We start from the raw sequence: 23,988 nt of genomic DNA on the forward strand, positions 1-23,988 counted from the left end.
CATATAAAAGACATAAATGATGAACAACAATTAATAATAAAGAATACATGTAGAATAAAAAAAATTTAAGGAACGCATAAAAAACGTTGTACACCATATATAACAAGGGATGCAACGTTTTTATTAATATTTAAATTCACAAAAAATGTAACATTTTACTTATGAGGGCATGACGAAAAGCCTTTCCACGTTTTAAATTTTTGAAAAGGCTTATAGGATTTTACAATCCAAATTAATGTGACCCTCTTATCAAGAATGGTGGTTACCATACAGTATTTGATATTCATGAATTATGTCAATATGGTTTTGATGCTTAGAAAAGACTTTAGGAAAAAATTTTTTCATTGTAAGGTCGAAAGGATTTGTGGTTTGTTTGTTGAAAGACCTTGAGGTAGCAATTAGTGAGGTAGATTGGTAATGAAATTAAAGTAAAACGGTACCCATTTTTCAACATGGTTTTCCTCAAAATGGCATAAGATCTGGGAAACAGAGTAGGGTAACCTTCAAATAAGCCTAAATCTCTTGTGGAAACGTCATCCATTCACTTACACTTCTGCAGGTAATTGAAGTTGTTTCAGCGCTGTACAAAGAAAGTCGAAGAGAAAAATTTCTCTCTTCGACTCGTCACCATGGAGTAAGTTGAATATTCGTTTAATTTATCCTATATTTTAGCTAAGAACAAGGGCAGTCTATTACTTTTTTTAAAATTTGAACATACTCTTATATTTCAATTTTTTTGCTCTTTTTGAGCACGAGTACAAAAAGTACGATTAAAATAAAACAACCAATGAAGTACTGTAGAAGCGAAAGTGGATTTGAGCCAACCATAACTGGATAGAAATAACCAGGAAAATTTTCAATTAAGCCTGAAAGAAATTTGTTATGAGTACTTTCCAAAATATTCGCTAAAATATTAGGAAAAAAAAGTAACATTGCTGTTAAAATACCATAAACTGCACCACTTCGAACACCATATAATAATAAAATATACCCTAACAAGAAATAAGTCAGCACTAGAAGAAAGACATTAACAAAGAATCCCAGAAGGAAGGTAACCTTCAATTCTCCAGGCACTCCAAGTTGTTGTGTAACTAGAAGTAAACCTATTCCCAATGCTACATAAAGTAAACTCACAAGTAGTGCAATTACGACATTGGCCAATACATAGTTTTTTCTGTTTTGTTTTGAGTTGTTAATTAACGAAATTGTCTTAGAAGAGTAATCCCTATTGACAAAATAAAGCGGGTGTAATACCGCCGCCAACATCCCCAACATACAATAAAAATTGGAGACATGTTTAATGTTAAACGGCGTATTTGCTGTTAATATAAAGTAACTCACGAGTAGTGCTGGTCCAAAAGCTCCCAACACTCCAACAGCCAAATGGCCCTTTTTAATTAGTTCTTTAAAATTGTAATTAACGTAATTTTTGATATTTAGTATCATGATCTTCACCCCTTAATTTGTTCATATAGACATTACGAAGCGTTTTTTTCTCAGCAGTAAAATCAATTAACCTTATCTTCAACTGATTTAAGAATTTAAATATCTCAGTATTTTCTGCTGTCGTTTCAATTTGAATTGTTCTCTCGCTTGTGTGAATAATACTTCCGAACTCCTGGCTCTCGATAAATGTTGCTAAGTCAGTAGGATTATCAAAAACTAATTTTAGAATAGATTGGCTCTCCTTACTAAATTGTTGTTCGTCGGAAATAGTGCCTTTTTCTATAAACAAAACTCGATCACAGATTGTTTCAATATCTTCTAGCTTATGGCTGGAAATCAAGATACCGATATTCCACACAGTAGCCATTTTTCTTAATTGCTGTAATACTTCAAGGGATGTTTCTATGTCCATACTGTTTGTTGGTTCATCTAATATAACGTAACTTGGCTTATTCAATAAACTTATGACAATGCCTAATTTCTGCCGCATTCCCAAAGAATATTCTTTCACCTTTTTATTCAATACATCAAATAATTGTAGACCCTTTAGAAGTTCCTCGTATTCGCTAAGTTTGAATTTATTTCCGTATATTTCTGAAAAGTAGGACAGATGCGCTAATCCTGTCTTATTACTGTATAGTTTGGGTTCCTCAATTAAGTATCCAACATGATTATTGTCTTCAACAGATCCATCGAATGTCTGAATTGTTTGAGCAATGATCTTCATAAGAGTACTTTTTCCAGCACCGTTACTTCCAATTAAACCAACGATTTCTCCTTGTTTAAAATCAAAAGATATTCCTTTTAAAACTACAGAGCTACTATATTTCTTGGCAATTGAATTTATATGCATTTCTAATCCTCCTATTTAGTTCTTTAATTTAAAAAATCTTTTTTATATCGAACGGCTAGATAGATTGCTGAAGCGAAGAATGCAATAGAATACTTAAATAAGAAGAAAACTTGCCACATATATTCTTTTGGGAAAATCAAGTCGCACAAAATTAGTGCATATAACATACAGAGGCAACTTTTTAAAGCGATTTGGTCTGTTCTCTCGTCAGTCTTACCCATTTTTTTATGAATTACGATTGTCAGAATCAATCCGACTAAAAGCAATACAAACCCGCTACCAATGAGAATACTCCAGTTTCCTTGAGAATGTTCAGCCCAGGACTTTAAAGGGAGAAAAATTGCGTTAGTGATAGTATCTGAGATCGAATTCATTTTCATTGTTGATCATTTCCTTTCTCATAAGTAAAAATCTCGTTTACATCCACATTAAAAAATTCGGCAATTCGAAAAGCTAACAGCAGAGTCGGAACATAATTTCCTTTTTCCATTACGAAGATGGTTTGTTTGGAAACCCCGACTTTCTTTGCTAATTCTTGCTGAGACAATCTGGCAAGTACACGATATTCATAAACCTTATTTGAGATTGAATCACCTAAATTTTTCCTCATGACTTTCACCTCTTGATCGAATTATAAACTGTTTTTTTATAAAAGTAAAGTTAACTTATACAAAAGTATGATGTTCTTTATGTTGTGATTAGACAGATCTTTAAAATCATTTTTTTCGGTAATTGGAAATACGCAAATAGTTGAGGCATTTACACTGATTAATGAGGATCTGTTATCGGGTCAACGTCAAATTAGTAAGCCAATGTACCAGTAAGTTTATTCTGAGGGATTTTTCAAATTATGTTTTAAGTTCCTGAACCAGCTTCACCAGTTCTTGATGTACTGTCGTCATTCTCGTATAGTACAAAAATACTCTCTTTAATATGAATCCTATTTATGATACTTTTATGCGCAAGAGAGGTTGTTTTGGTTACAATTTCTTAGCCTTAGGCGAATGCATTTGTGAACAATCGAGCCCGATGGTGAAAGAATAAAGGCTAATTACTTGTTAAAAGAAAGTGATATTTGGCCTTTTAATGCTTCAATACTATAATTTTTCCTCACTGGTAAATATGGAGATGATCGAAAGGCAAAAGAAGGGGAATACAATGATGTACGGTTCTTTGATAATGGAGTGAAAATAAGGAGCTATTAAATTTTCCGTAGAAGCAGAAATAGTTAAAATGATCTTTTCTACATATGTTGATGGGGATTGAAAATTGCCAACCACTCAATAAGCTTGGTAACGAACAAAGAACAGGAAAGAGTTTTCACAGATCAACAGTAAAAATCATACTGAAGTCAGTACTGACTTTATACGTACTCAACTTCAAGAATTTTTAGACCTAAAAGAACGTTTAGATACTATGTAATTCAGGCAATTACTTGTAGCGTCTATTTAATGCCCATATCCTAGAAAGCAGGAGTTCTAGCGGCTCCTGCCTATAATATGGTTACTAACAACTCCCCAATCAATCCTTCGGGATTTATATTTTAAAGAAAACCTCTACTTATTTATGATAAGGCTCCCCACGATTAATCCGAAAAGCCCGATAAATCTGCTCCACCAGAATCAACCGCATCAACTGATGAGGAAACGTCATTTTTGAGAATGACAGCTTCTCATCCGCTCGCTTCATTACCGCGTCACTCAATCCGAGTGATCCGCCGATGACGAAGGTGACTTTGCTTTTTCCATATGTAGCCAGCTTATCTATTGTATCGGCTAGTTCTTCGGATGTTTTCATTTTTCCTTCGATGGCGAGGGCGATGACGTGGGCGTCGGGGCTGATTTTTGATAGGATGCGGTCGCCTTCTTTGTCTTTTATGATTTTCATGTCCTGGTCGCTTAGGTTTTCCGGCGCTTTTTCGTCCGGGAGTTCGATGATGTCGATTTTTGCGTAGGCCGAAAGACGTTTGGTGTATTCTTCAATGCCTTGCTTGAGGTATTTTTCTTTTAGTTTTCCGATTGTCACAATATTGATATTCACAAGTCATCCCCACTTTAAAAACAAGTTATTCATATATGTTGTCCACAATTGTGGATATCTTTTCTGTATTTTGTGTAAGATCATTCGTTCCCCACTATATATACTGCGGGGTCTCCACATAATTCACAGGCTGTGGATAAACTGTTAGTATGTTCGATTTTTCTGATTTCGGGCGGCAGCTCGTGGTCGTCTATGTACATATCCAGCACCGTTTCGATGTGTTCTTCACAAGAATAATACGCTTGTTTCATGTTCAAATCCTCCGATGTTTTCTTCCATTTTTACAAATGTTCTCTTCTCAATATAACCTATTTATTCACATGTTAGTAGTGCTTCGGGCTGAGTTTTATCCACAATTCGACAAACAAGCTGTTGATGACTCTATTTCGCTCGTGTGTTAGTTTGGATGTAACCGATGTGTGGGGAGGTTTGCATTTGCGCTTTAGATGGGTTTGGCTTTTTGTGATCATATTGCTGCTTGTTGGGTGTAAGCCGTCTTATTGGGTGTTGGAGAAGGATCGAATCGGTGAAGGCAGTCCAGACTTAGAAATATACGCTAATTACCTTCAAATGCATGATGATGTAAAAGGATATCAAGTCTTCACCATTTTAGAAGGGAGAAAAATGGTTATTGTGTCTCTCGGAAGCAGCGAGAAAGATAAGAAGCTTGAAGTGTCAGACGTCAAATTCTCACCTAAAGAAACGATTGTAACAGTGAAACGAAAACCTGCTCCTACGGCAAATGAGAAAAACCCTTATATTTTGATTGGACTGGACAAAATCGAAGGGGAATTCATCGTACAGGATGAAACGGGAAACCGCTTTGAAGAAACGGATTATCAGCAATAAAGCCGGCGTTCTGAGAACGTCCGGCTTTTTCTTTTACTTCAGTGTTCCATGCGGGTCGATGACGAATTTTTTGGCTGCGCCTTTGTCGAAGTCGCTGTAGCCTTTTGGCGCGTCGTCCAGAGAAATGACGGTGGCGTTGACTGCTTTTGCGATCTGCGCTCTGCCGCTCAGGATCGCTTTCATCAAATTGCGGTTGTATGTCATGGCGGGCGTTTGTCCGGTGACGAAGGTGTGGGCTTTGGCCCAGCCGAGTCCGAAGCGGATTTTTAATGAGCCTGTTTTGGCGTCCGCATCCTTTGCGCCGGGATCTTCGGTCACGTATAAGCCTGGAATGCCAAGGCTGCCCCCGACCTGGGTGACGTCCATGATCGAGTTCAGCACGGCGGCAGGCGCTTCTCCTTGATTGCCGTGTCCGGATGCTTCAAAGCCGACACAGTCCACTGCGGCATCAACGGTTGGTTCACCTAGTATTTGTTCAATTTGCTCGCCGAGGCGGTCGTGTTTTTGTACGTTGACCGTTTCACAGCCGAAGCTTCTCGCCTGTGCCAGTCTGTCTTCGTTCAGATCGCCGACAATCACGGTGGAGGCACCTAGGAGCTGAGCGGAGTGTGCAGCTGCCAAGCCAACAGGCCCCGCTCCCGCGATGTAAACGGTTGAACCTGTTTGTACGCCTGCTGTGTAAGCTCCATGGAAGCCGGTCGGGAATATGTCCGACAGCATGGTCAAATCGAGAATCTTTTCTAGCGCCTGTTCTTTATCAGGGAATACCAAAAGCTGAAAATCAGCGTATGGCACCATGACGTATTCAGACTGGCCGCCGACCCAGCCGCCCATATCGACGTAGCCGTAAGCCGATCCCGGCCGGTCCGGATTGACATTCAGGCACACATGCGTTTTCTGCGTTTTGCACATCACACAGCGTCCGCAGGCAATATTGAAAGGAACGGATACGATGTCGCCTTTTTTGATAAATTCAACATCACGCCCCGTTTCAATGACTTCTCCCGTAATTTCATGCCCGAGCACCAAGCCTTCAGGCGCCGTTGTGCGGCCTCTGACCATATGCTGGTCGCTTCCGCAAATGTTGGTTGTAATAACTTTGAGAATAACCCCATGCTCACATTTTCGATTCACATTCGCCTTTGGAACGCCGGGCCCGTCCCTTAGGATTAACTCCGGATAACCGATATCCTCCACCGCTACAGTCCCTTTGTCTTTGTACACAACCGCTTTGTTTCCAGTCAACGCCATTCCTCCCATGCATGTGTTTGGACTCTTGGTCCTAGAACATGACTTCGGTTCGGCATGACTCTTTCCCTTTTTCACGACTGTTTTTTCTGTATTCTTACAACAACAAATATGCCAAGAAAGCAGCCAATAATGGTTCCGCCGATGTCTAAGAAGTCGACTTTACATCCATTTAACAGGAACACAGTAATGGCCGAAACCAGGCAGATCATAACTGCCAGAAGAATAACCCGTTTGGTGCGCATGTAATTCCTCCTTTGGATTCGTTTCTAAAACATACCCAAAATCTCTGCAAACTTCGGTTCAACAAAAAAAGAGACTTCATACCAGTCTCTTCATAATTTGAGATCACTCAAAAAATTTCCTGAGAAATAATGTGACAATACTGGTTACTAACGCAATCCCCGTATACATAACAACCCAAAACATGAATGAGCTATTGCCCGAAGCTAACGTAAATAACAATATCAAGCTCGCGATAAGGACGATGAGCGGTGCCACCCAAAACCTCTTAAATAAAAAATGACCCGCTATACCAAATACACCTGCGATGATCGGAAAACCAAAAACGATAAATAAAACGGCGATGGCTCCCATACTAACCTCCTTGCCTTAAAACCTCTTCATCACCTCAACATCATACAGCTTCAAATGACTCTTCGGCGTCACGACGTCCTTTACCTTCCCAATCACTTTTTCTTTCATTTTCTTTCCGGTTTTCAGATTGTACTGTTCAATGTAGGCAGGCTTGTTGTACGTGTATGTGAAGAAATAGAGGCTGCTGCCTTTTTGGGTGATTTCTTTGAATTCGGCTTTCATTTTGTCCGGGGAAAGGGTGAAGACGATGCTTGTTTTTCCTGTCTTGGCATCGATTTTGTGTACCTTTCCGAAGCCGTCAATGAAATACAGGTTCCCGTCATAAGGGAAAAAGCTGTTTTTAAAGCTGAAGGGCATGGAGCTGTATATCGTTTGTTCGTCGTTTTTGTATTCGGCGATATCGTGCAGCTCTACTTCGCCGCTTTTTTTGTTGATCTTGACCATTTGATAGAGATTGTGGGCTTTTTGGCCGCGAACCATAACATACACAGCTTCGTCGTCCACGGCAAGTTGGGATTCGACTGAGGCTCCTTCCCGGTACTGCCATTCCGTTATGCTGAGATAGGTAAGCTTCTTCTGATCTGCTTGAATCTGAAGGAGCTGATAGCCTTTTCCGTCATCTGTCGGGACGAGTGCGTAAATGGCGCCATCATGGAAACCGGAGGCTCGGATGTAGTAGGGGATGACGTCTTTTTTCCACTCTCCGTCCATTTGGCGGTACAGCTCTGAGCGGTATCCGTCTCCCTTTTTGTCGTAGCCGGAGTTGTATAAGGTGTAAAAGCCGTCCGTGTTTTGCAGAAAGCCCGCGCTGTCGCCTGTGTGCTGATAGGTTCTTTTATGGGAGCGCAGGCCGTTTTTGATCGTATAAATCGTGTTTTTGTCCTCCAGCATCACGCTGTCACCGTGAACCTTTGCTGAGCCCAGCTCAAGGCCCTTCATCTGAAAGGAAGACAGCGTCCCGTCATGGCTGATAAACAGGGCGTAGCTTTTCCCGCCGCCAAATGCATCTTGATCCGCAGAGGATGAGAAATACAGCAGGACTTCTTTGTCATCCAGGAAATCGGGATTTCTGAGATCCTGCTGACTCACGGTTTTATGGTTTTTGAGAGGAGAAATGAAGACAAATAGTGCGATTCCTGCGAGAATCAGCATGGCGATGGTAATCATCCACTTTTTCATATCCTTCTCCTTAGTAAATGGTCATAATGGTTGTCGTATAAGAAGAACTAGTGATGTCGCGCGGATACACGCCTAAGCCTCCGTTGCTGTCTATATCAATGCCTGCTTTCAGCAAAAAGGCAGACCATAGGAGCTTTGAACAGTTTTTGGCGCCGTCATGGCCGGTATTTCTGTTATTGACGAAGTTAAATGAGTATGGGTCGCCGACTTTTGATACCGCCCAGTCGGCAGCAGCTGTTTTTTGAGATGAGGATACGCTGACGGTTTGCACAATGGAGTTGTCTTCCACGTCTCTGGCATTATAAGCGATCTGCCTGACGCCGTCGCTCGGGACAGATTCAACAATTTTGTCAGCAGCGGAGTACATGCCGACGTGGCCGTGATTGTAGTAGGCTGTGTAGGAGTTCGTGTAATAGATATTGCCTTTCGCGCTTGTCGGGAGTTTTTTCGTGCCGGACGACCCGCCCATGATAGACATGCCGCTTTCCTTGGCGAGCCGGTCTCCCTCTGCTTTATCAGCCGTGATTTCCTTATAGAACTGTTTTAGGATAACGTCCTGCTTTACGTGCTGCTGTTTCGCAATCTGGCTGGCAGATTTCATGATTTCTTCCGGTGTCGTGCCTGGCTGCAGTGCGGCGATTTCTTCAGCATAATTTGTGGTCTTTACGGCTTTGGCGGGAGAAACAAACAGGCCGCCGCACATTGTAAGCGCTACCAAAAACATCGACACTCGTTTCTTCAACTTCATTACATCTCCTCTTTTCTTGTGAGTGTAGGAAAGGTAATTTCCTCACCCACATTATATTAGGAAAATAAGGAAAGTAACTAGGTTATTTACAGAATTTTTAGATATCATTTACAGAAAAAGGCCTTTATCGGCCCTTTTCGTTAAAGCTTCTTGCTCATCACTACGTCTGTTTCTTGAAATCCGGTTTGCTCATATAGCTTTCGCGCCGTCTGATTATGAGCAAAGACATGAAGGGACAGCTTGCGGATTCCCATACTGCGTGCCGTTTGATCTAATGCCGCCAATGCTTGCTTTGCGTAGCCCTTTCCCCGATACGGATCATATAACCCGAAATCATAAATAAACGCTTCTTGCTGCGGATGTTCCGGTTCAGCATGTATCCAGAGCCAGCCAACGATATCCTTTTCATTCAGCTTGAGGCTCCACAAATGGTGATGGGGTGTTTCCAGCCCTCTCGGAAGCAGATTAGAAAACGCCTGCTTAGACAAAAGCTGTGCATCTTCAGGCAGCCATGTTCCCGCTTTTACCTTTTCTTTCGCGTAATGCTTTGTTGTGTACGTGAGATAAGACCGAAATTCTTCTGTCTGCATTGGGGTCAGCATGATTGTCATATCATCTCTCCTTCATATATTGACTAGAGGATTTTACATAAAATAGAAAGAGGTGTTACTATCAGAATAAGCAACTGAGATTGATAAGTCACTAGAGAAAGGAGTTTCACATGAATAAGATCGCACCCGCAGAAATCGCTAGCATGCTCAACGATTGGTACCTTGCTATCAAGAAACATGAAGTGGAAGAGTCCTCCCGTTTATTTGAAGAAGTGAAGCCTTTATTGGATGACATGGAAGAGGATCAGGAGGTGCTGGCCTACTTCTCCTTATTGGAACTGCGCCACAAGGTTTTGCTTCACGAGGCGAGAGGACAGGGCTTTCAGCATGAGGAGCCTTCTCATATGAATGCTACGTCTGACATGCTGAAATATTACTTTTTTCTGTTTGAAGGCATGTATGAGGCCTATAAAAATAATTATGACATTGCCATTGGGCTGTATAAAGATGCAGAGCAGTATCTCGACAACATTCCCGATCCGATTGAAAAAGCCGAATTTCACCTGAAGGTCGGAAAGCTCTATTATAAGCTTGGACAAAATATTGTATCCCTCAATCATACACGGCAAGCAGTCAAAACATTCAGAGAAGAGACAGATTATAAAAAGAAGCTGGCTTCAGCGCTGATTACCATGTCAGGCAATTTTACAGAGATGAGCCAGTTTGAAGAAGCTGAGGCTTATTTGGACGAAGCAATTCGGATCACGAGTGAATTAGAGGATCATTTTTTTGAAGCCCAGCTTTTGCATAACTTCGGCCTTCTTCATGCGCAAAGCGGCAAATCAGAAGAAGCGGTTTCGAAATTAGAGGAGGCTCTACGGAACGATGAGTATGCCCGCTCCGCCTATTATTATCATTCTGCCTACTTGCTGATACGAGAACTGTTTAAGATCAAAAAGAAAGAACAGGCCTTATCTTATTACCAAGACGTGAAGGAAAAATTGACTGCTGAGCCGAATAGAATATGTGAGGCAAAAATAGACATTTTATATGCCATTTATGCAGAAGGGGGTCATGCGGAAACGTTTCACTTATGCAAACAACATATGGATGACTTGTTGTCCGAGAAAGAGTATGACAGTGTAAGAGAACTTTCCATTTTGGCTGGCGAACGGTATAGGGAACTTGAGCTTTACAAAGAAGCTGCCCACTTTTTTTATGAAGCATTACAGATTGAAGAACTGATTAAACGAACGGAGGTTATATAAATGAAAAGATTTCTGATTGGCGCAGGCGTCGCAGCGGTAATTTTATCAGGTTGGTTTATTGCAGACCATCAAACCCACTCACAGGAAATGAAAGTCGCTGAGAAAATGATTGGATAAATGAAAAACCCCCGCGGGTGCGGGGGTTCAATTTAACGAAAGAATCCTAAAACGGTTTGTAGTTTTAGGATTCTTTCATCTTTTCAGCGTGATTGAAAACCCTTGAAGTCTAGGAAGAACGAGCATTGGAGCGCAGCGAATGTTTGGAATTCGTGAGCACCGAAGCGCAGGCCTGACAACGAATGCGAGGGTTTGTCGACACGCTGAAACCCCCGCGGGTGCGGGGGTTTTCTTATTACAGCAGCTTCTTCCCTAACAGGGATTCTACGAGCTCTACTGCTGTTTTGCCTGTTTTGTTTTTGTGATCAAGGATCGGGTTAACCTCAACGAATTCGGCTGAGGTAATGATGCCTGCGTCATACAGCATTTCCATAGCCAGATGGCTCTCCCGGTAGCTGATGCCGCCGACGACAGGGGTTCCGACACCCGGTGCGTCGTTCGGATCAAGTCCGTCCAAATCAAGGCTCAGATGGACACCATCACATGCTGATAAATAATCAAGGGTTTCTTCAATGACCTTTGTCATGCCAAGACGGTCGATTTCATGCATTGTGTACACCTTCATGCCGCTTTCCTTAATGTACTTGCGCTCCCCTTCATCAAGTGACCGGGCGCCAATGATGACGACGTTTTCCGGTTTGATTTTAGGCGCGTAGCCTTCAAGGTTAACCAGTGACTCGTGGCCAATGCCGAGGCTGACCGCGAGCGGCATGCCGTGAATATTGCCCGATGGTGAAGTTTCAAGTGTATTCAAATCGCCGTGCGCGTCATACCAGATGACGCCGAGATTATCGTAATGCTTCGCTGTGCCTGCAAGCGTGCCGATCGCAATACTGTGGTCACCGCCAAGGACAAGCGGGAATTTTTTCTCTTCAATGACTTTGTTGACCTTTTGCGCGAGTTTTTCATTTCCCGCCAAAACGGAATTCAGGTTTTTCAGTTCCTCGTCATTTTTGATTTTTTCGCGGTTGATCGGAATGTCACCGAGATCTTCAACCGTATACCCCATGTCTGACAGCCTCTCGATCAGATGAGCGTACCGGATGGCGCTCGGGCCCATATCTACCCCGCGTCGTGCTTGTCCTAAATCCATTGGCATTCCAATAACCGAAATCGTTTTATCCATCTGTGATTCCACCTCAACATTTAAGATAATGTCCTATGCGGGTTCTAACAAAGATGACTTGCGGACAACGTTTTAAAGCTCTAGCTGACGATTCGCCTGCTGGCGTTTTTTAATGACAACATGATAAATGATGTAGCAAATGACCATAAATGGTACGCCGCAATACAGCGCGATACGCTGCTCCGGATCAAATGCAAGACTGATGAGCACGACCGTATTTAATGTTAGGCCGATCAGCGGAAGCACCGGGTACAGCGGTGTTTTAAATTTCAGATCTTCTATCTTCCCGCCCTCACGGATATATTTGCGTCTGAACATGATTTGGGAAAGCGAGATCGTAATCCAGCCGACCTGCGCGCTCATGCCCGCCAAAGATAACAGTACCATATATACAGTTTCAGCCTGCGCAAACTTTGTCAGAAGTGATAGGCAAGCCACAGCCATCGTTACGATTAACGAGTACATCGGCACACCGCGCTGATTTGTTTTTCCGAGCGCTTTGAAGGCCTGTCCTTCATTCGCCATCGCGTACAGAATACGTGTCGATGCGTATAAACCTGAATTCGCAACAGATAACAGCGCGATTAAAATAACAAAGTTCATGATATCAGCTGCATATGGGATTCCGATTTGCTCAAATACGGCAACAAATGGACTTTCCACGACACCCGCCTGTTTCCACGGAATCATGCCGGCAATGACAATGATGGAAAGCACAAAGAAGACAAGCGTTCTCCATACTGTCTGTTTGATTGACCGTGGAATCGTTTTTTCAGGGTCTTCACTTTCTCCGGCTGCAACCCCGATCAGCTCAGTCCCCTGAAACGCAAAGTTCACGGTAATCATCGTAATCAGCATTGCCTTTATGCCGTTCGGAAATAACCCGTCTTCATAAAAATGTGTCAAAAACGGCGCCTGCTCTCCGCCCTTCAGATCAATCAGGCCAAACATGGCAGCTCCGCCGAGAATAATAAATAAAAGGATAATCAAAATTTTAATGCCTGAGAACCAGAATTCAGATTCCGCAAAGGCTTTTGTGGTGATCGCATTTAGAATAAACATCAGAGCCGCAAAGACCAGACACCAGATCCACACGTCTATATGCGGAAACCAGCGTTGCATCAGCTGCCCCGCTGATAAGAATTCAATGGCGCATGTAACCGCCCAGCCGAGCCAGTACAGCCAGCCGAACGCAAACCCGAAGGCCGGGCTGATAAATTTCGTGGCATAGGTCTGGAAGGACCCTGACACAGGAAAGGCGACTGCCAGCTCTCCTAAGCAGAGCATGGTCAAAAACATGATAAAGCCGCCCACTAAATAGGACAGAACCGCGCCGAGCGGTCCCGCTTGGTTAATGGTAAACCCGGTTCCAAGGAAGAAACCGGTTCCGATCACTCCGCCCAATGAAATCATGAACAAATGGCGTGATTTCATTGTCCGCTGGAGCTGATTTCCGTTATCTTGGTTTGTATTCACATTCTGCACCCCTTCAGCAACTTGTATTGGATCTAAGCTGGAACATCTGCATGGTGCTATCCCAGTTTGCTGTCCAAAGAGTCTCTATCTATTTAATATAAAATTCACTTCTTCTCATAAAGATACATTATACTAAAATACTGTAGCTGAGCAAATAGGGAGTGCTGATTTTTCTGTTGTAAATTTATACAAACGAAGTGAATATCCCGCCATGGTGCGGATTTATGCGTTTTGCAGCACGTGCTTAATTTTCTCTATCGCCCAATCCAAATCCTCTTTCGAAATGATTAATGGCGGTGCAAAACGAATGACTGTATCATGCGTTTCCTTGCATAAAAGTCCCTCTTCCTTCAAACGCTCACAATACGGACGTGCCGCTTCCGTCAATTCCACACCGATAAACAGCCCTCTGCCGCGGACTTCTTTAATAACCGGGTTGTCAATGCTCTCAAGCTCGCTTTTAAAGTATTCGCCAAGCTCAAGAGAACGATCCGCCAGCTTTTCATCCTCCAGCACTTCTAATGAAGCGATAGACACTGCACATGCAAGCGGGTTTCCGCCAAATGTTGAGCCGTGTGAGCCAGGGTTAAACACGCCTAGGATCTCGCGGTCCGCCGCAATGCATGAGATCGGGAACACACCGCCGCCAAGCGCTTTGCCCAAAATATACATATCAGGGACAATGCCGTCCCAGTCACAGGCAAACGTCTTGCCTGTACGTCCGAGACCCGTTTGAATTTCATCCGCAATAAACAAGACATTCTCTTCCTTACAAATCGCCGCCGCTTCCTGTAAAAATCCTTCAGGCGGAATCACAATGCCCGCTTCGCCTTGAATCGGTTCAAACAAGAATGCCGCTGTATTCGGCGTAATGGCCTGTCGAAGCGCTTCCACATCGCCGTAAGGAATGAGTTTGATTCCCGGAAGCATCGGGCCGAATCCTCGTTTATATTCTTCTTCAGAAGAAAGAGATACCGCCAGCATCGTGCGGCCGTGGAAGTTCCCGACACATGCGATAATTTCCGCTTGATTGTCAGCTATGCCCTTCACTTCATACGCCCAGCGTCTCGCCGCTTTCACCGCGGATTCAACCGCTTCGGCTCCTGTATTCATCGGCAGAATCATCTCTTTGCCTGTCAGTTTAGCTGTTTTTTCGTAAAACGGCCCAAGCTGATCGTTATGAAACGCGCGTGACGTGAGGGTGATTTTATCAGCCTGATCCTTTAATGCCTGAATGATTTTCGGGTGTCTGTGCCCCTGGTTTACCGCAGAATAAGCACTCAGCATATCCATATATTCATTGCCTTCCGGGTCCTTTACCCAAGAACCCAGCGCTTCAGAAATAACAATCGGGAGCGGATGATAATTGTTGGCTCCATAATGAGACGTCTGATCAATAATTTCTTTGGATTTAGATAAAGCTGGCATATTTAAATTCCCCCTTGTTTTCTGTTTCAACATGTTATCCTGCTTTCCCTTTATATAAATGCAAGTTCTGTGCCAAATCAAGAATTCGTGTGTTTTCTACAATTTTCGAGGACAAGGTGCAAAAACATTCTGATATTTCAGGCAAAAATTTCAGCAAGTGCAAAATTCTTTTGCATATCCTCTCCATTTTTTTATAAAATAGAAGCAATATTAAGAAAATAATTGAGGGAGGTTCATACAGTGGTCAAAGACAGCGAATTCCTCACATTGGTTTTTCAGAGCATTTTAGATGAAATCGATGTTGGCCTGCACGTGGTAGACGAGCATGGAAACACAATCGTTTATAACAATAAAATGATGCAGATTGAAGATATGGAGAAGCATGACGTCCTGAATAAAAACCTGATGGATGTGTTTATGTTTTCAAAGCAGCAGGACAGCACACTGGTACAGGCTCTTCAGGAAGGCAAGACGATTAAAAACGTCAAACAGAGCTATTTCAATAATAAAGGCCAGGAAATTACGACGATCAATCATACATATCCCATTGTCCAAGACGGCAAAATCAGGGGCGCCGTTGAAATTGCCAAGGATGTGACAAAGCTGGAACGGCTGATCAGGGAGAATATGAACAAAAAAGGCAGCACAACCTATACGTTTGACAGTATTCTCGGCACCAGTCCGGCCATTCAAGACGTCATCGAAAACGCCAAGCGGGCAACCCGTACGTCATCATCTGTCCTTCTCGCAGGCGAAACCGGCACAGGAAAAGAACTGTTCGCGCAAAGTATCCATAATGGAAGCGATCGTTCTGGCGGCCCGTTTATTTCGCAAAACTGTGCGGCACTGCCAGACAGCCTTGTGGAAAGCATTTTGTTTGGGACGAAAAAAGGCGCGTTTACCGGCGCTGTCGACCAGCCCGGCCTGTTTGAACAAGCCCACGGCGGGACGCTGCTGTTAGATGAAATCAACTCGCTGAATCTCAGCCTTCAGGCAAAGCTGCTACGCGCCCTTCAAGAACGGAAAATCAGGCGCATCGGGTCAACAAAGGATACACCGATTGACGTACGTATTATTGCCACGATGAATGAAGATCCAATTGACGCGATTGCCGGCGAACGAATGCGGAAGGACTTGTATTACAGGCTGAGTGTCGTGACGCTGATCATCCCGCCGCTTCGGGAACGAAAAGAAGACATTTTGCTTCTCGCATCGGAATTCATCCAGAAAAACAACCATCTGTTCCAAATGAATGTTGAACACATTAGCGAAGACGTGAAGCAATTTTTCCTTTCTTATGACTGGCCGGGAAATATTCGCGAGCTTGAGCATATGATTGAAGGCGCCATGAATTTCATGACGGACGAGAAAACGATTACGGCTTCCCATCTGCCCTATCAATATCGCATGAAAATCAAGCCGGCTGACATCCCAGAGCCTGAAACACCAAGACACCAGCCGGCCGCGGACTTAAAAGAAAAAATGGAAAGCTTCGAAAAATATGTGATAGAGAACGTGTTAAGAAAACACGGCCATAACATCTCGAAAGCTGCTCAGGAGCTTGGCATCAGCAGACAAAGCCTCCAATATCGGCTGAAGAAATTTTCTCACTCTTCTAACGAATAATCCGGAGCAGGAAGCCTGATCAGAAAAACAGTGCCTCTGCCGATTTCACTTTTCACTTCAATCGTCCCATTGTGGCTAACGATAATCGATTTGGCAAGGCCTAATCCCGAACCTCCATATTTCCGGGAGCGGGATGGGTCTGCCTTGTAAAACCGGTCAAACACTAAAAAACGTCACTTCTTATGCATTGAAGAAAGAAAATGGCACCTATGTGTATCACAGCCAGCAACCACACGGTACAAACCATTAAAGTCCATGCAAATAACGGAAGTATTTGCAGCTAACTGCCATTTGCTGTTTCACGTGTAACATCCATCTTGTATTTTTCTTCATATTCGATATATCCTTTTTCAACTGAACGGGCGTGACCCCTGTTCAGTTTTTTTTGCATATCAAAACAGCCTGGCAACGATGCCAGACTGCTATGATTAACTGCCTAATTGGTCTGCGGAGGACAGCTTGATGTCTACAGATTTTTCTTTTCCGCCGCGGTAAAACTTCACCTTCACCCGGTCACCGACTTTTTTCTGATAAAGCCGTTTTCGCAGGTCAACAATATCATTTACTTTGTATCCGTCAAATTCCGTGATGACATCCAGTTCCTTCAGCCCCGCTTTCCCGGCAGGTGAAAAGGCGTCTACACCCATCACAACCGCTCCATTGGTGACGTTCTTAGGAAGCTTTAATGTTTCATCCCAATGATAGCTTGCGATGTCACTTAGCGATTTCATCTCAATGCCAAGGAACGGGCGTTTGACCTTTCCGTATCTCTCTAAATCCTCTATCACAGGGATCACGAGCTTAGAGGGAATCGACAGGCCAATCCCTTCAACCGCCGACTCGGCAATTTTCATTGAATTGATGCCAATGACCTTCCCATCCATATTTAACAAAGCGCCGCCGCTGTTCCCAGGGTTAATGGCCGCATCTGTTTGCAGGACTTCAGCGTTCCAGTCAGGCTGTCCATCACCGTTTGAATCTACTGGGATCGCCCTCTCCGTACCCGAGATGACGCCTTGTGTGACAGAGCCTGCAAACTCAAGGCCTAACGGGTTCCCGATCGCAATAACCGGCTCCCCAGACTTCACTTTATCTGAATTTCCGAAATCAGCGACTGCTTTAATCTTATCGCTTTTCACCCGTAAAACGGCAAGGTCCATCAGCTGGTCGCTGCCGACAAGATCAGCTGATACACGTGAGCCGTCTTTCAAGCTGATTTCAATTTGGGAAGCGCCTTCGATGACATGATGGTTGGTCACGACATAAGCGGAATGGTCATTTTTCTTATAGATGACGCCAGAGCCGCTCCCAGCCTCGCCGCTCTCTCCCCAAATATCTGATTTTTGGATGTTCACAACACCGACAACGGCGGGCGACACATTGCTGACAATCTTGGTGACGGCATTGTTGACACTGACATTTACCGTCCTGATTGATTCCCGGCCATTGTTGTTTTGCTGCTGATCTAAGACGCCTGTATCCAGCCCTTCATTTGAAAGGTACGGCATGATAAACGCCATTAATACGGCACCGACAATCACGCCAATCAGACTCGAAAGAAAATATCCTTTTTTGCTTCTCTTTGGCTGTTCAGGAGTAGTATGTTCTTCCTCACGTTCGTAATCCACCATATTCCATCCTTTCCAAGAACGTTAATATGGTTATATTGTGGGTTAGAAGCTCCTAGAATAGTCATGATTTACATAGAAAAATTATACAGCGCAAAGCGGAGTGGCCTTCTTCGGATCGGTGTCGTATAAGTCAAATGTCTCACCCGTCACAAATCCTTTAGAAGCCAATGTCTGCTGTACAGACATTCTTGCCAGCTCCTTCATGTTGTTGTCCTGGCTCAAATGCGCCAGGTAAATACGAGACGTCTCATCGCCAATGACATCCGTCATCGCCAAGGCAGCATCTTCATTTGACACGTGCCCGACGTCACTTAAAATCCGCCGCTTAATGCTCCATGGGTATCTCCCCATTTGCAGCATACCGACATCGTGATTGCTTTCAAACACAAATACATTCGCTGAACGGATAATGCCTTTCATCCGGTCGCTGACATATCCCGTATCTGTCATTAACGCGAGCTTTCGGCCGCTATAATGGAATACATAAAACATCGGTTCCGCCGCATCGTGGGAAACGCCAAACGATTCAACATCAAGTCCGCCGAACGACTTCACCGTCTCCATTGGAAATACAAACTTTTGATCGGTGTCAATTTTGCCGATTTGATTCTCCATCGCTTTCCAAGTCTTCTCATTCGCATAGATCGGAAGCTTGTACTTTCTGGCGACGACACCAAGGCCCTTAATATGGTCACTATGCTCATGCGTCACAAAAATGCCGTCTACATCATCCAGCTTACGCCCGATCTGCGCCATCAGCCCATCCATGGCTTTTCCGCTCAAACCGGCGTCCACTAAAAATGCGTGATCCTCTGTTTCGAGGTAAAACGCATTTCCCGTACTCCCGCTCGCAAGTACGCTAAATTGCAAGCTCATGTTTGTCTCACTCCATTATTTTCATTGATCTGTATCTAAAATCGTACTCTCCAAAGCATTCACAGTAAAATACTCTTGTACTGTCTTTTTCTCACCGTTCACTTTTTTCTCGTACTCGACCGTAATTCTCCATACCGGCGCCAGCACCTGCGTACTTGTCAGCGGATATTGTGCTACATAGCCGAATTTACAGCTCTTCACAGTGCTGTATTCTTTTAATTGATTTTGATAGTACAATAGCTCAACCGCATCCATTTCAGTAATTAAGCTTTCTTTCTGGATTTGCTTGAAGGTCTCAAGCGTAGTCTGGTCGTATGACACAACCTCGTTTTTACCGTTTAAGTGCAATACCACTTGCCCGATCATATTAGCGGGATTATCAGTCTTTTGGTAAATATAATGGCCTTCGTACGTTTGGAAGAAAATAATTTCTTTCTTCGATTTATTAACCTTCCAAAGCTTATATTTTTCGCCATCTTGAATCTTTGAAGAAACAAGTGCCTGGGCATCGTCCTCGATATCCTTCTTAGATAGGGCGATGGGATTTGCAAACTTCATTTTCAGGCTCGTTACTTTATGATCATCACTAGGCATGTCCATCAAAGGCTTTTGATCCTTCAGCGCCTCAATTTCCTCCTTGGAGAAAGACTTTTGATTTGCCGTGATCCGATAACCTTCTGTCGCTTCCTTATTCAAACCTTCATACGTGATATGATCGGCCTTCATGTCATGCTCGACATCATTTTTAATGACTTCATATTCTTTGCCGGTAGCCTGCCATTTTTGAAAAAACTGATAGCCTAAGAAAATATCTAAAATGAGGAAGGCAACGATGAAGATTGATTTTGTCTTATTCCACTCCACTGTTAGCCCCCTCCTTCCTCAATAAGTCCTTTGTAATCGGCACAATTTTTCCATTTACTTTCATCGCCCAAACCGGTTCCAGTTCAACGAGAGGATCATCGTTGGTTGATGTTGATACCAATTGATAAGCAAGGAAGATCTGATCAATTTTGTCCGTATCATAAGCGGTTTGTTTCGAAAGCAGCATCTTCACTTCGCTGCCGCTCATGAGCTCTGTTTCACTTGTTTTAATCGGATTCGTTCCGAGACTGTAATTCGGCCGCTTATAGCTGAGAATATCATCATTCGCCCATTGCACCGTAATCGCCGATGTCGCTCCGAAAGGTTTGGCGGTGCTGTTAATGACCGGGATCTGATCCATAAAGATATAGAAGCTCAGCTGCTGGCTGTCATTGATACTGAAAAATTGATAGTGATCCGTCCAGCTTCCGGTATCCTCAAGGTATTTTTGGCTCTTTTTGATTAACTCACCTGTTTGATAGGATGTGCTCTGCACCAAATTGCGCTGCTGGAATTGCACCTGTCGCTGGCTTAGATTCACATCTAAACGGCTGATCCCATCTGTCAGCACATTTCTGTTGTTGTAATTCGAATCTTCTCTTACAATGCTCGGATCACTAAACAAAGCCTGCTTAAAGGTATTTGTTTTAATCGATTCTGTGACAAATTCTTTTTTGTCCATCGTAAGCGGTTTGTTCGGCAGCAAGAACTCTTTCTTTGAGCCAATGGAGAACAAACTGAACGCCGGCATATTTGATTGCCTGTTTTTCAAGTCGTTCATAATGTTCCGGTAGTTTGCCGATTCAACCGTCACTTCAAGAATGAGCTGTTTGCTGTAAGACACCAAATAGATTTTCTTGTTTGCTTTTGTTTCATTGAACGGGATCAGAATATGGTCAAACGAACTGTATTCAAACGACTGATTAGACCATTTAAACAGCGTTTGGAAAATATCAATCGGAATCGTATCGCTGAATTGCAAGTCAAGCTTGGCTTCAGAACCGCCTATTCCATAAAACCAGCTCTTGAATCCAGACTTGTCATACTGATCCGAAATATCTTTAATTCCTTTTACATCCCAATGTGGCAAATCAGACCAGATTTCTTCATAGAGGGCATTGTCATCCACTTTGTAATGAGCGCCGTCATCATGGATAAACATGTCCCTTGGCCTTACCGTTTCAGACAGCTTTTGGGTGGTTTTTTCGATTTTATGTTTCACACGAACAGTAGACTCTGTTGAGGATGAGCCTTCAGAAAAGTTTGGCTGGAACGTCCATATCCCCCATGTAAAAACAAGACTGATGACGACGAGTACCGTAAGTAATATCGTTTTTATATTTTCACGCTTCATCCCAATCATCCTCTTGTTCCTCTTTATATGGAAGAGTAAATGTAATCGTCGTGCCTTTTCCTTCTATGCTGTCCGCCCAAATATCTCCACCGTGCGCCTGTACCATTTCCTTGGCAATCGCCAATCCCAGACCGGTGCCGCCAAGCTTTCTCGTTCTCGCTTTATCCACCCTGTAGAAGCGGTCAAAGACTTTTTCGACATCTTTTTTCGGAATGCCGATCCCTTCATCCTTCACGCTGATATAGAGAAGTTCTTCCTCTTCATTGACATTAATCGAGAACGTGACATGTCCGCCTTCCGGTGAATATTTTAAAGCGTTAGAAATAATATTATCGAGCACCTGCGTTATTTTATCCTGGTCAATCTCGACATACAGATCTCTGTCCGGCAGATTGCGGATAAACTCCACATGCTGCTCTTTTGTCATTTCAAAACGGTCAATAATAAGTGACATAAACCGGACAATCTGAATCCATTCCCGGTTAAATTGATAATCTTTACTGTCAAATTTCGACAGCTGAAGCAGATCATTGACAAGCCGGATCATACGCTCTGTTTCATTTTGCGTCACCATTAAGAAGCGCGGAGCAATGTCTTTATTTTCCCACGCGCCTTCAGCTAACGCTTCTAAATAGCTGCGCATTGTCGTAAGCGGCGTCCGCAGCTCATGTGATACATTCGCAACGAATTCTCTGCGTTCCTGATCCATTTTCTCTTGTTCGGTTACATCGTAAATGACAGCGATTAAACCATCAATTTTGCCGTGTTCCCTTTGAATCACAGAGAAATTCACGCGAAGCACCGTTAATTCATCATCGCGCTCAATTTCAAGCAGCATAGAATCCTGCTGTTCCACTAAATCTTCAAAAGTATAATTCTCTTGAAGCCCCAGCAAACTCGTAATCGGCATTTCTAAGGCTGTTTCACGTGAAACGTTCAACAGTTCCAGCGCCGGGCTGTTTAAGAGAATAATCGCTCCGTTTCGGTTTGTGGCGATAACGCCGTCTGTCATATAAGCAATGACAGAGGCTAGCTTTCTGCGTTCTCCTTCAGTCATCGCCTGGGCATCTTCAAGCTCTCTCGTTAAGTGGTTAAACGTTGTGGCCAGCTGCCCAATTTCATCATGCCCGTACTTTTTAACCTTCCTCGAGAAATTCCCTTTCGCAAGCTCCATCGCCTGCTTTCGCATATCTGAAAGCGGGTGGGTAATGGTTCTTGCCAGAAAAATACCGAGAAGAGCCGTCAAAACAAGTGCCAAACCTGTGCCGGACGCCAATATCGTGTTGATCGTCTTCATTTGATTAAAGACATCTTCCATACTCGCGACAACATAGATCGCACCGACAACCTCTTGGTTTTCAGTCATGACAGGCTTCGCGGAAATAAGAACTCTGATTTTGCTTTTCGGGTCATAATATTTTCTTAAATACGACTGTTTGGTAGAAAAAATTCTTTTGAAAATCAGATCGGTCGTTTGTTTCCCAGCCACTTCCTCACCGTACGGCTTTGAAGAACCGACCACTTCATAGCTTTTATCTACAAAGCTAATTTCCCGAACCTCATCACTTTTCGTGAAGTCATTCAAAATACGGCTGACGTCATCCTTTATGACGGTACTGTCGTTATCGCTCTTATATTCTTGTTCGATATAATAAGAAAGGTTGTCGATTCGCTGATTCAGCGATTGTTCATAAGAGCTGATCAGCGACTTCTCTACCTGATTGACAAAATACACACCAATGATTTGCATGGCAATGATAATCAAAAGCACATAAATCAAGGTAATCTTAAATTGGATCGACCGAAAAAAACCAACCTTATTCATATGGGCATTAGTCCTGTTCTGGGTTTCTCAAGTAATAACCTACACCACGGCGTGTGACGATCCAATTTGGATGGCTCGGGTTGTCCTCGATTTTTTCACGAAGCCGGCGGACTGTTACGTCAACCGTTCTGACATCGCCGAAGTAATCATAGCCCCAAACGGTTTGAAGCAAATGTTCACGGGTCATCACTTGTCCGATATGTTTTGCTAAATAATGAAGCAATTCGAACTCACGATGAGTCAATTCGATTGTTTCGTCTCGTTTTGATACAACGTACGCGTCAGGGAAGATGACGAGAGAGCCGATATGAATCTCGTTAGAGGAAGGCTCTTCCTCCGCAGGCGCTGTTGTCAGCTGGCGGCGCAGGTTCGCTTTTACACGTGCCAAGAGCTCGCGTGTGCTGAATGGTTTTGTGACATAGTCATCAGCACCGATTTCAAGCCCGATAACCTTGTCAATTTCTGAATCCTTAGCCGTCAGCATAATGATTGGCATATCGTATTTCTTTCTGACTTCACGGCATACTTCAACGCCGTCTTTATTCGGAAGCATAATATCTAAAAGAATTAAATCAGGCTGAAGCTCTTCTACCATTTCAACGGCTTCGTTTCCGTCGTGGGCACAGTGCACTTCATAGCCTTCTTTTCTTAAGTTAAATTCCAATATATCTGCAATCGGTTTTTCATCATCTACTACAAGGATCTTTTTATCCATCATTTTGATTTTCCTCCTGCCGAATGACTTCATTTCATCTATATAACATTCGTTTCATCACTTATGGCCCATGTAAAGAATGGGTCCTTGTCTATTATAACGGTTTAAGGTCAAAAGATAAAAAAAATAAAGGTTTAGAAAAAAAACACATGTTTCACCTTTATCGCCAGT

The 23,988-nt window shown here is 43.3% G+C and carries 26 protein-coding genes and 1 pseudogene; 4 read left to right on the forward strand and 23 right to left on the reverse strand.

Annotated elements, in window-relative coordinates; all coding sequences use genetic code 11:
- Positions 1-720: 720 nt before the first annotated feature.
- From M1D65_RS20105 to M1D65_RS20130, 6 genes are all read right to left on the reverse strand, one after another.
- Positions 721-1,446 (reverse strand): hypothetical protein, encoded by a 726-nt coding sequence (locus tag M1D65_RS20105; protein WP_064671702.1) that lies wholly within the window; start codon positions 1,444-1,446, stop codon positions 721-723.
- Positions 1,418-2,299 carry an ABC transporter ATP-binding protein gene (locus tag M1D65_RS20110; RefSeq protein WP_064671701.1) on the reverse strand — a complete coding sequence of 294 codons (882 nt, stop codon included), beginning with the start codon at positions 2,297-2,299 and terminating at the stop codon, positions 1,418-1,420. The genes M1D65_RS20105 and M1D65_RS20110 overlap by 29 nt, the downstream gene beginning before the upstream one ends.
- A gap of 23 nt (positions 2,300-2,322) precedes the next feature.
- Positions 2,323-2,679 carry a DUF2178 domain-containing protein gene (locus M1D65_RS20115; protein WP_124072563.1) on the reverse strand — a complete coding sequence of 119 codons (357 nt, stop codon included), beginning with the start codon at positions 2,677-2,679 and terminating at the stop codon, positions 2,323-2,325.
- Positions 2,676-2,909 (reverse strand): helix-turn-helix transcriptional regulator, encoded by a 234-nt coding sequence (locus M1D65_RS20120; protein WP_064671699.1) that lies wholly within the window; start codon positions 2,907-2,909, stop codon positions 2,676-2,678. Before M1D65_RS20120 ends, M1D65_RS20115 begins: the two co-directional genes overlap by 4 nt.
- Positions 2,910-3,859: 950 nt before the next feature.
- A complete protein-coding gene (rlmH, locus tag M1D65_RS20125) occupies positions 3,860-4,339 on the reverse strand; it encodes a 23S rRNA (pseudouridine(1915)-N(3))-methyltransferase RlmH (protein WP_003226975.1) in 480 nt (159 codons plus the stop codon).
- An 80-nt stretch (positions 4,340-4,419) separates the two neighbouring features.
- A complete protein-coding gene (locus tag M1D65_RS20130) occupies positions 4,420-4,590 on the reverse strand; it encodes a CxxH/CxxC protein (protein WP_003219122.1) in 171 nt (56 codons plus the stop codon).
- A 184-nt stretch (positions 4,591-4,774) separates the two neighbouring features.
- Between M1D65_RS20130 and M1D65_RS20135 the strand changes: the two genes are divergently transcribed.
- Entirely contained in the window at positions 4,775-5,188 is a 414-nt protein-coding gene (locus M1D65_RS20135) for a hypothetical protein (protein WP_124072562.1), read from the forward strand.
- Between the two features lie 33 nt (positions 5,189-5,221).
- On the opposite strand, the gene fdhA is transcribed toward M1D65_RS20135, so the two are convergent.
- The 6 genes from fdhA to M1D65_RS20165 all read right to left on the reverse strand — a co-directional run bounded on the left by fdhA (position 5,222) and on the right by M1D65_RS20165 (position 9,571).
- Entirely contained in the window at positions 5,222-6,448 is a 1,227-nt protein-coding gene (fdhA, locus tag M1D65_RS20140; RefSeq protein ID WP_080286157.1) for a formaldehyde dehydrogenase, glutathione-independent, read from the reverse strand.
- A gap of 62 nt (positions 6,449-6,510) precedes the next feature.
- Complete coding sequence (locus tag M1D65_RS20145) at positions 6,511-6,681, reverse strand: hypothetical protein (RefSeq protein ID WP_017695773.1); 171 nt, start codon at positions 6,679-6,681, stop codon at positions 6,511-6,513.
- Positions 6,682-6,784: 103 nt separating this feature from the next.
- Positions 6,785-7,033, reverse strand: a complete 249-nt coding sequence (locus tag M1D65_RS20150) for a DUF2651 family protein (RefSeq protein ID WP_015715044.1) — start codon at positions 7,031-7,033, stop codon at positions 6,785-6,787.
- A gap of 15 nt (positions 7,034-7,048) precedes the next feature.
- Positions 7,049-8,212, reverse strand: coding sequence for a hypothetical protein (locus M1D65_RS20155; RefSeq protein WP_032724993.1), 1,164 nt, complete (start codon positions 8,210-8,212; stop codon positions 7,049-7,051).
- Positions 8,213-8,222: 10 nt separating this feature from the next.
- Positions 8,223-8,960, reverse strand: coding sequence for a YiiX/YebB-like N1pC/P60 family cysteine hydrolase (locus M1D65_RS20160; protein WP_015250821.1), 738 nt, complete (start codon positions 8,958-8,960; stop codon positions 8,223-8,225).
- A 140-nt stretch (positions 8,961-9,100) separates the two neighbouring features.
- Positions 9,101-9,571, reverse strand: a complete 471-nt coding sequence (locus M1D65_RS20165) for a GNAT family N-acetyltransferase (protein WP_032724991.1) — start codon at positions 9,569-9,571, stop codon at positions 9,101-9,103.
- Positions 9,572-9,681: 110 nt separating this feature from the next.
- Here M1D65_RS20165 and rapG point away from each other — a divergent pair, with 110 nt between their 5' ends.
- Positions 9,682-10,779: a response regulator aspartate phosphatase RapG gene (gene rapG, locus M1D65_RS20170; RefSeq protein WP_017695778.1), complete on the forward strand. Its 1,098-nt coding sequence runs from the start codon at positions 9,682-9,684 to the stop codon at positions 10,777-10,779.
- Positions 10,780-10,896: a Phr family secreted Rap phosphatase inhibitor gene (locus M1D65_RS20175; RefSeq protein ID WP_003226961.1), complete on the forward strand. Its 117-nt coding sequence runs from the start codon at positions 10,780-10,782 to the stop codon at positions 10,894-10,896.
- A 235-nt stretch (positions 10,897-11,131) separates the two neighbouring features.
- On the opposite strand, the gene rocF is transcribed toward M1D65_RS20175, so the two are convergent.
- The 3 genes from rocF to rocD form a co-directional block, all read right to left on the reverse strand.
- The gene (gene rocF / locus M1D65_RS20180; RefSeq protein WP_003226959.1) at positions 11,132-12,022 is read right to left on the reverse strand and encodes an arginase; all 891 of its coding nucleotides are present in this window, start codon (positions 12,020-12,022) and stop codon (positions 11,132-11,134) included.
- 72 nt (positions 12,023-12,094) lie between these two features.
- Positions 12,095-13,498 carry an amino acid permease gene (locus M1D65_RS20185; RefSeq protein WP_014481465.1) on the reverse strand — a complete coding sequence of 468 codons (1,404 nt, stop codon included), beginning with the start codon at positions 13,496-13,498 and terminating at the stop codon, positions 12,095-12,097.
- Positions 13,499-13,720: 222 nt separating this feature from the next.
- On the reverse strand, positions 13,721-14,926 hold the full coding sequence (gene rocD / locus M1D65_RS20190; protein WP_456270708.1) for an ornithine aminotransferase: 1,206 nt from the start codon (positions 14,924-14,926) through the stop codon (positions 13,721-13,723).
- A gap of 240 nt (positions 14,927-15,166) precedes the next feature.
- Between rocD and rocR the strand changes: the two genes are divergently transcribed.
- A complete protein-coding gene (gene rocR, locus M1D65_RS20195; RefSeq protein WP_041850282.1) occupies positions 15,167-16,552 on the forward strand; it encodes an arginine utilization regulatory protein RocR in 1,386 nt (461 codons plus the stop codon).
- On the opposite strand, the pseudogene M1D65_RS20200 reads toward rocR, so the two are convergent.
- The 8 genes and pseudogenes from M1D65_RS20200 to walR form a co-directional block, all read right to left on the reverse strand.
- A pseudogene (locus M1D65_RS20200) lies at positions 16,534-16,716 on the reverse strand (ATP-binding protein); the annotation flags it as partial. The gene rocR and the pseudogene M1D65_RS20200 overlap by 19 nt on opposite strands.
- Positions 16,717-16,832: 116 nt before the next feature.
- The gene (locus M1D65_RS20205; RefSeq protein ID WP_003242634.1) at positions 16,833-16,961 is read right to left on the reverse strand and encodes a hypothetical protein; all 129 of its coding nucleotides are present in this window, start codon (positions 16,959-16,961) and stop codon (positions 16,833-16,835) included.
- 19 nt (positions 16,962-16,980) lie between these two features.
- On the reverse strand, positions 16,981-18,183 hold the full coding sequence (gene htrC, locus M1D65_RS20210; protein WP_446014473.1) for a serine protease HtrC: 1,203 nt from the start codon (positions 18,181-18,183) through the stop codon (positions 16,981-16,983).
- Between the two features lie 81 nt (positions 18,184-18,264).
- On the reverse strand, positions 18,265-19,059 hold the full coding sequence (locus M1D65_RS20215; RefSeq protein WP_003242676.1) for an MBL fold metallo-hydrolase: 795 nt from the start codon (positions 19,057-19,059) through the stop codon (positions 18,265-18,267).
- 21 nt (positions 19,060-19,080) lie between these two features.
- Positions 19,081-19,923, reverse strand: coding sequence for a WalRK two-component regulatory system regulator WalI (gene walI / locus M1D65_RS20220; RefSeq protein WP_064671690.1), 843 nt, complete (start codon positions 19,921-19,923; stop codon positions 19,081-19,083).
- On the reverse strand, positions 19,910-21,277 hold the full coding sequence (gene walH, locus M1D65_RS20225; protein WP_029318541.1) for a WalRK two-component regulatory system regulator WalH: 1,368 nt from the start codon (positions 21,275-21,277) through the stop codon (positions 19,910-19,912). The genes walI and walH overlap by 14 nt, the downstream gene beginning before the upstream one ends.
- Positions 21,267-23,102: a cell wall metabolism sensor histidine kinase WalK gene (gene walK, locus M1D65_RS20230; protein ID WP_456270709.1), complete on the reverse strand. Its 1,836-nt coding sequence runs from the start codon at positions 23,100-23,102 to the stop codon at positions 21,267-21,269. The genes walH and walK overlap by 11 nt, the downstream gene beginning before the upstream one ends.
- A gap of 7 nt (positions 23,103-23,109) precedes the next feature.
- Positions 23,110-23,817 carry a cell wall metabolism DNA-binding response regulator WalR gene (gene walR / locus M1D65_RS20235; RefSeq protein WP_003244363.1) on the reverse strand — a complete coding sequence of 236 codons (708 nt, stop codon included), beginning with the start codon at positions 23,815-23,817 and terminating at the stop codon, positions 23,110-23,112.
- Positions 23,818-23,988: the final 171 nt, after the last annotated feature.

The organism is Bacillus sp. JZ39 (assembly GCF_053903145.1).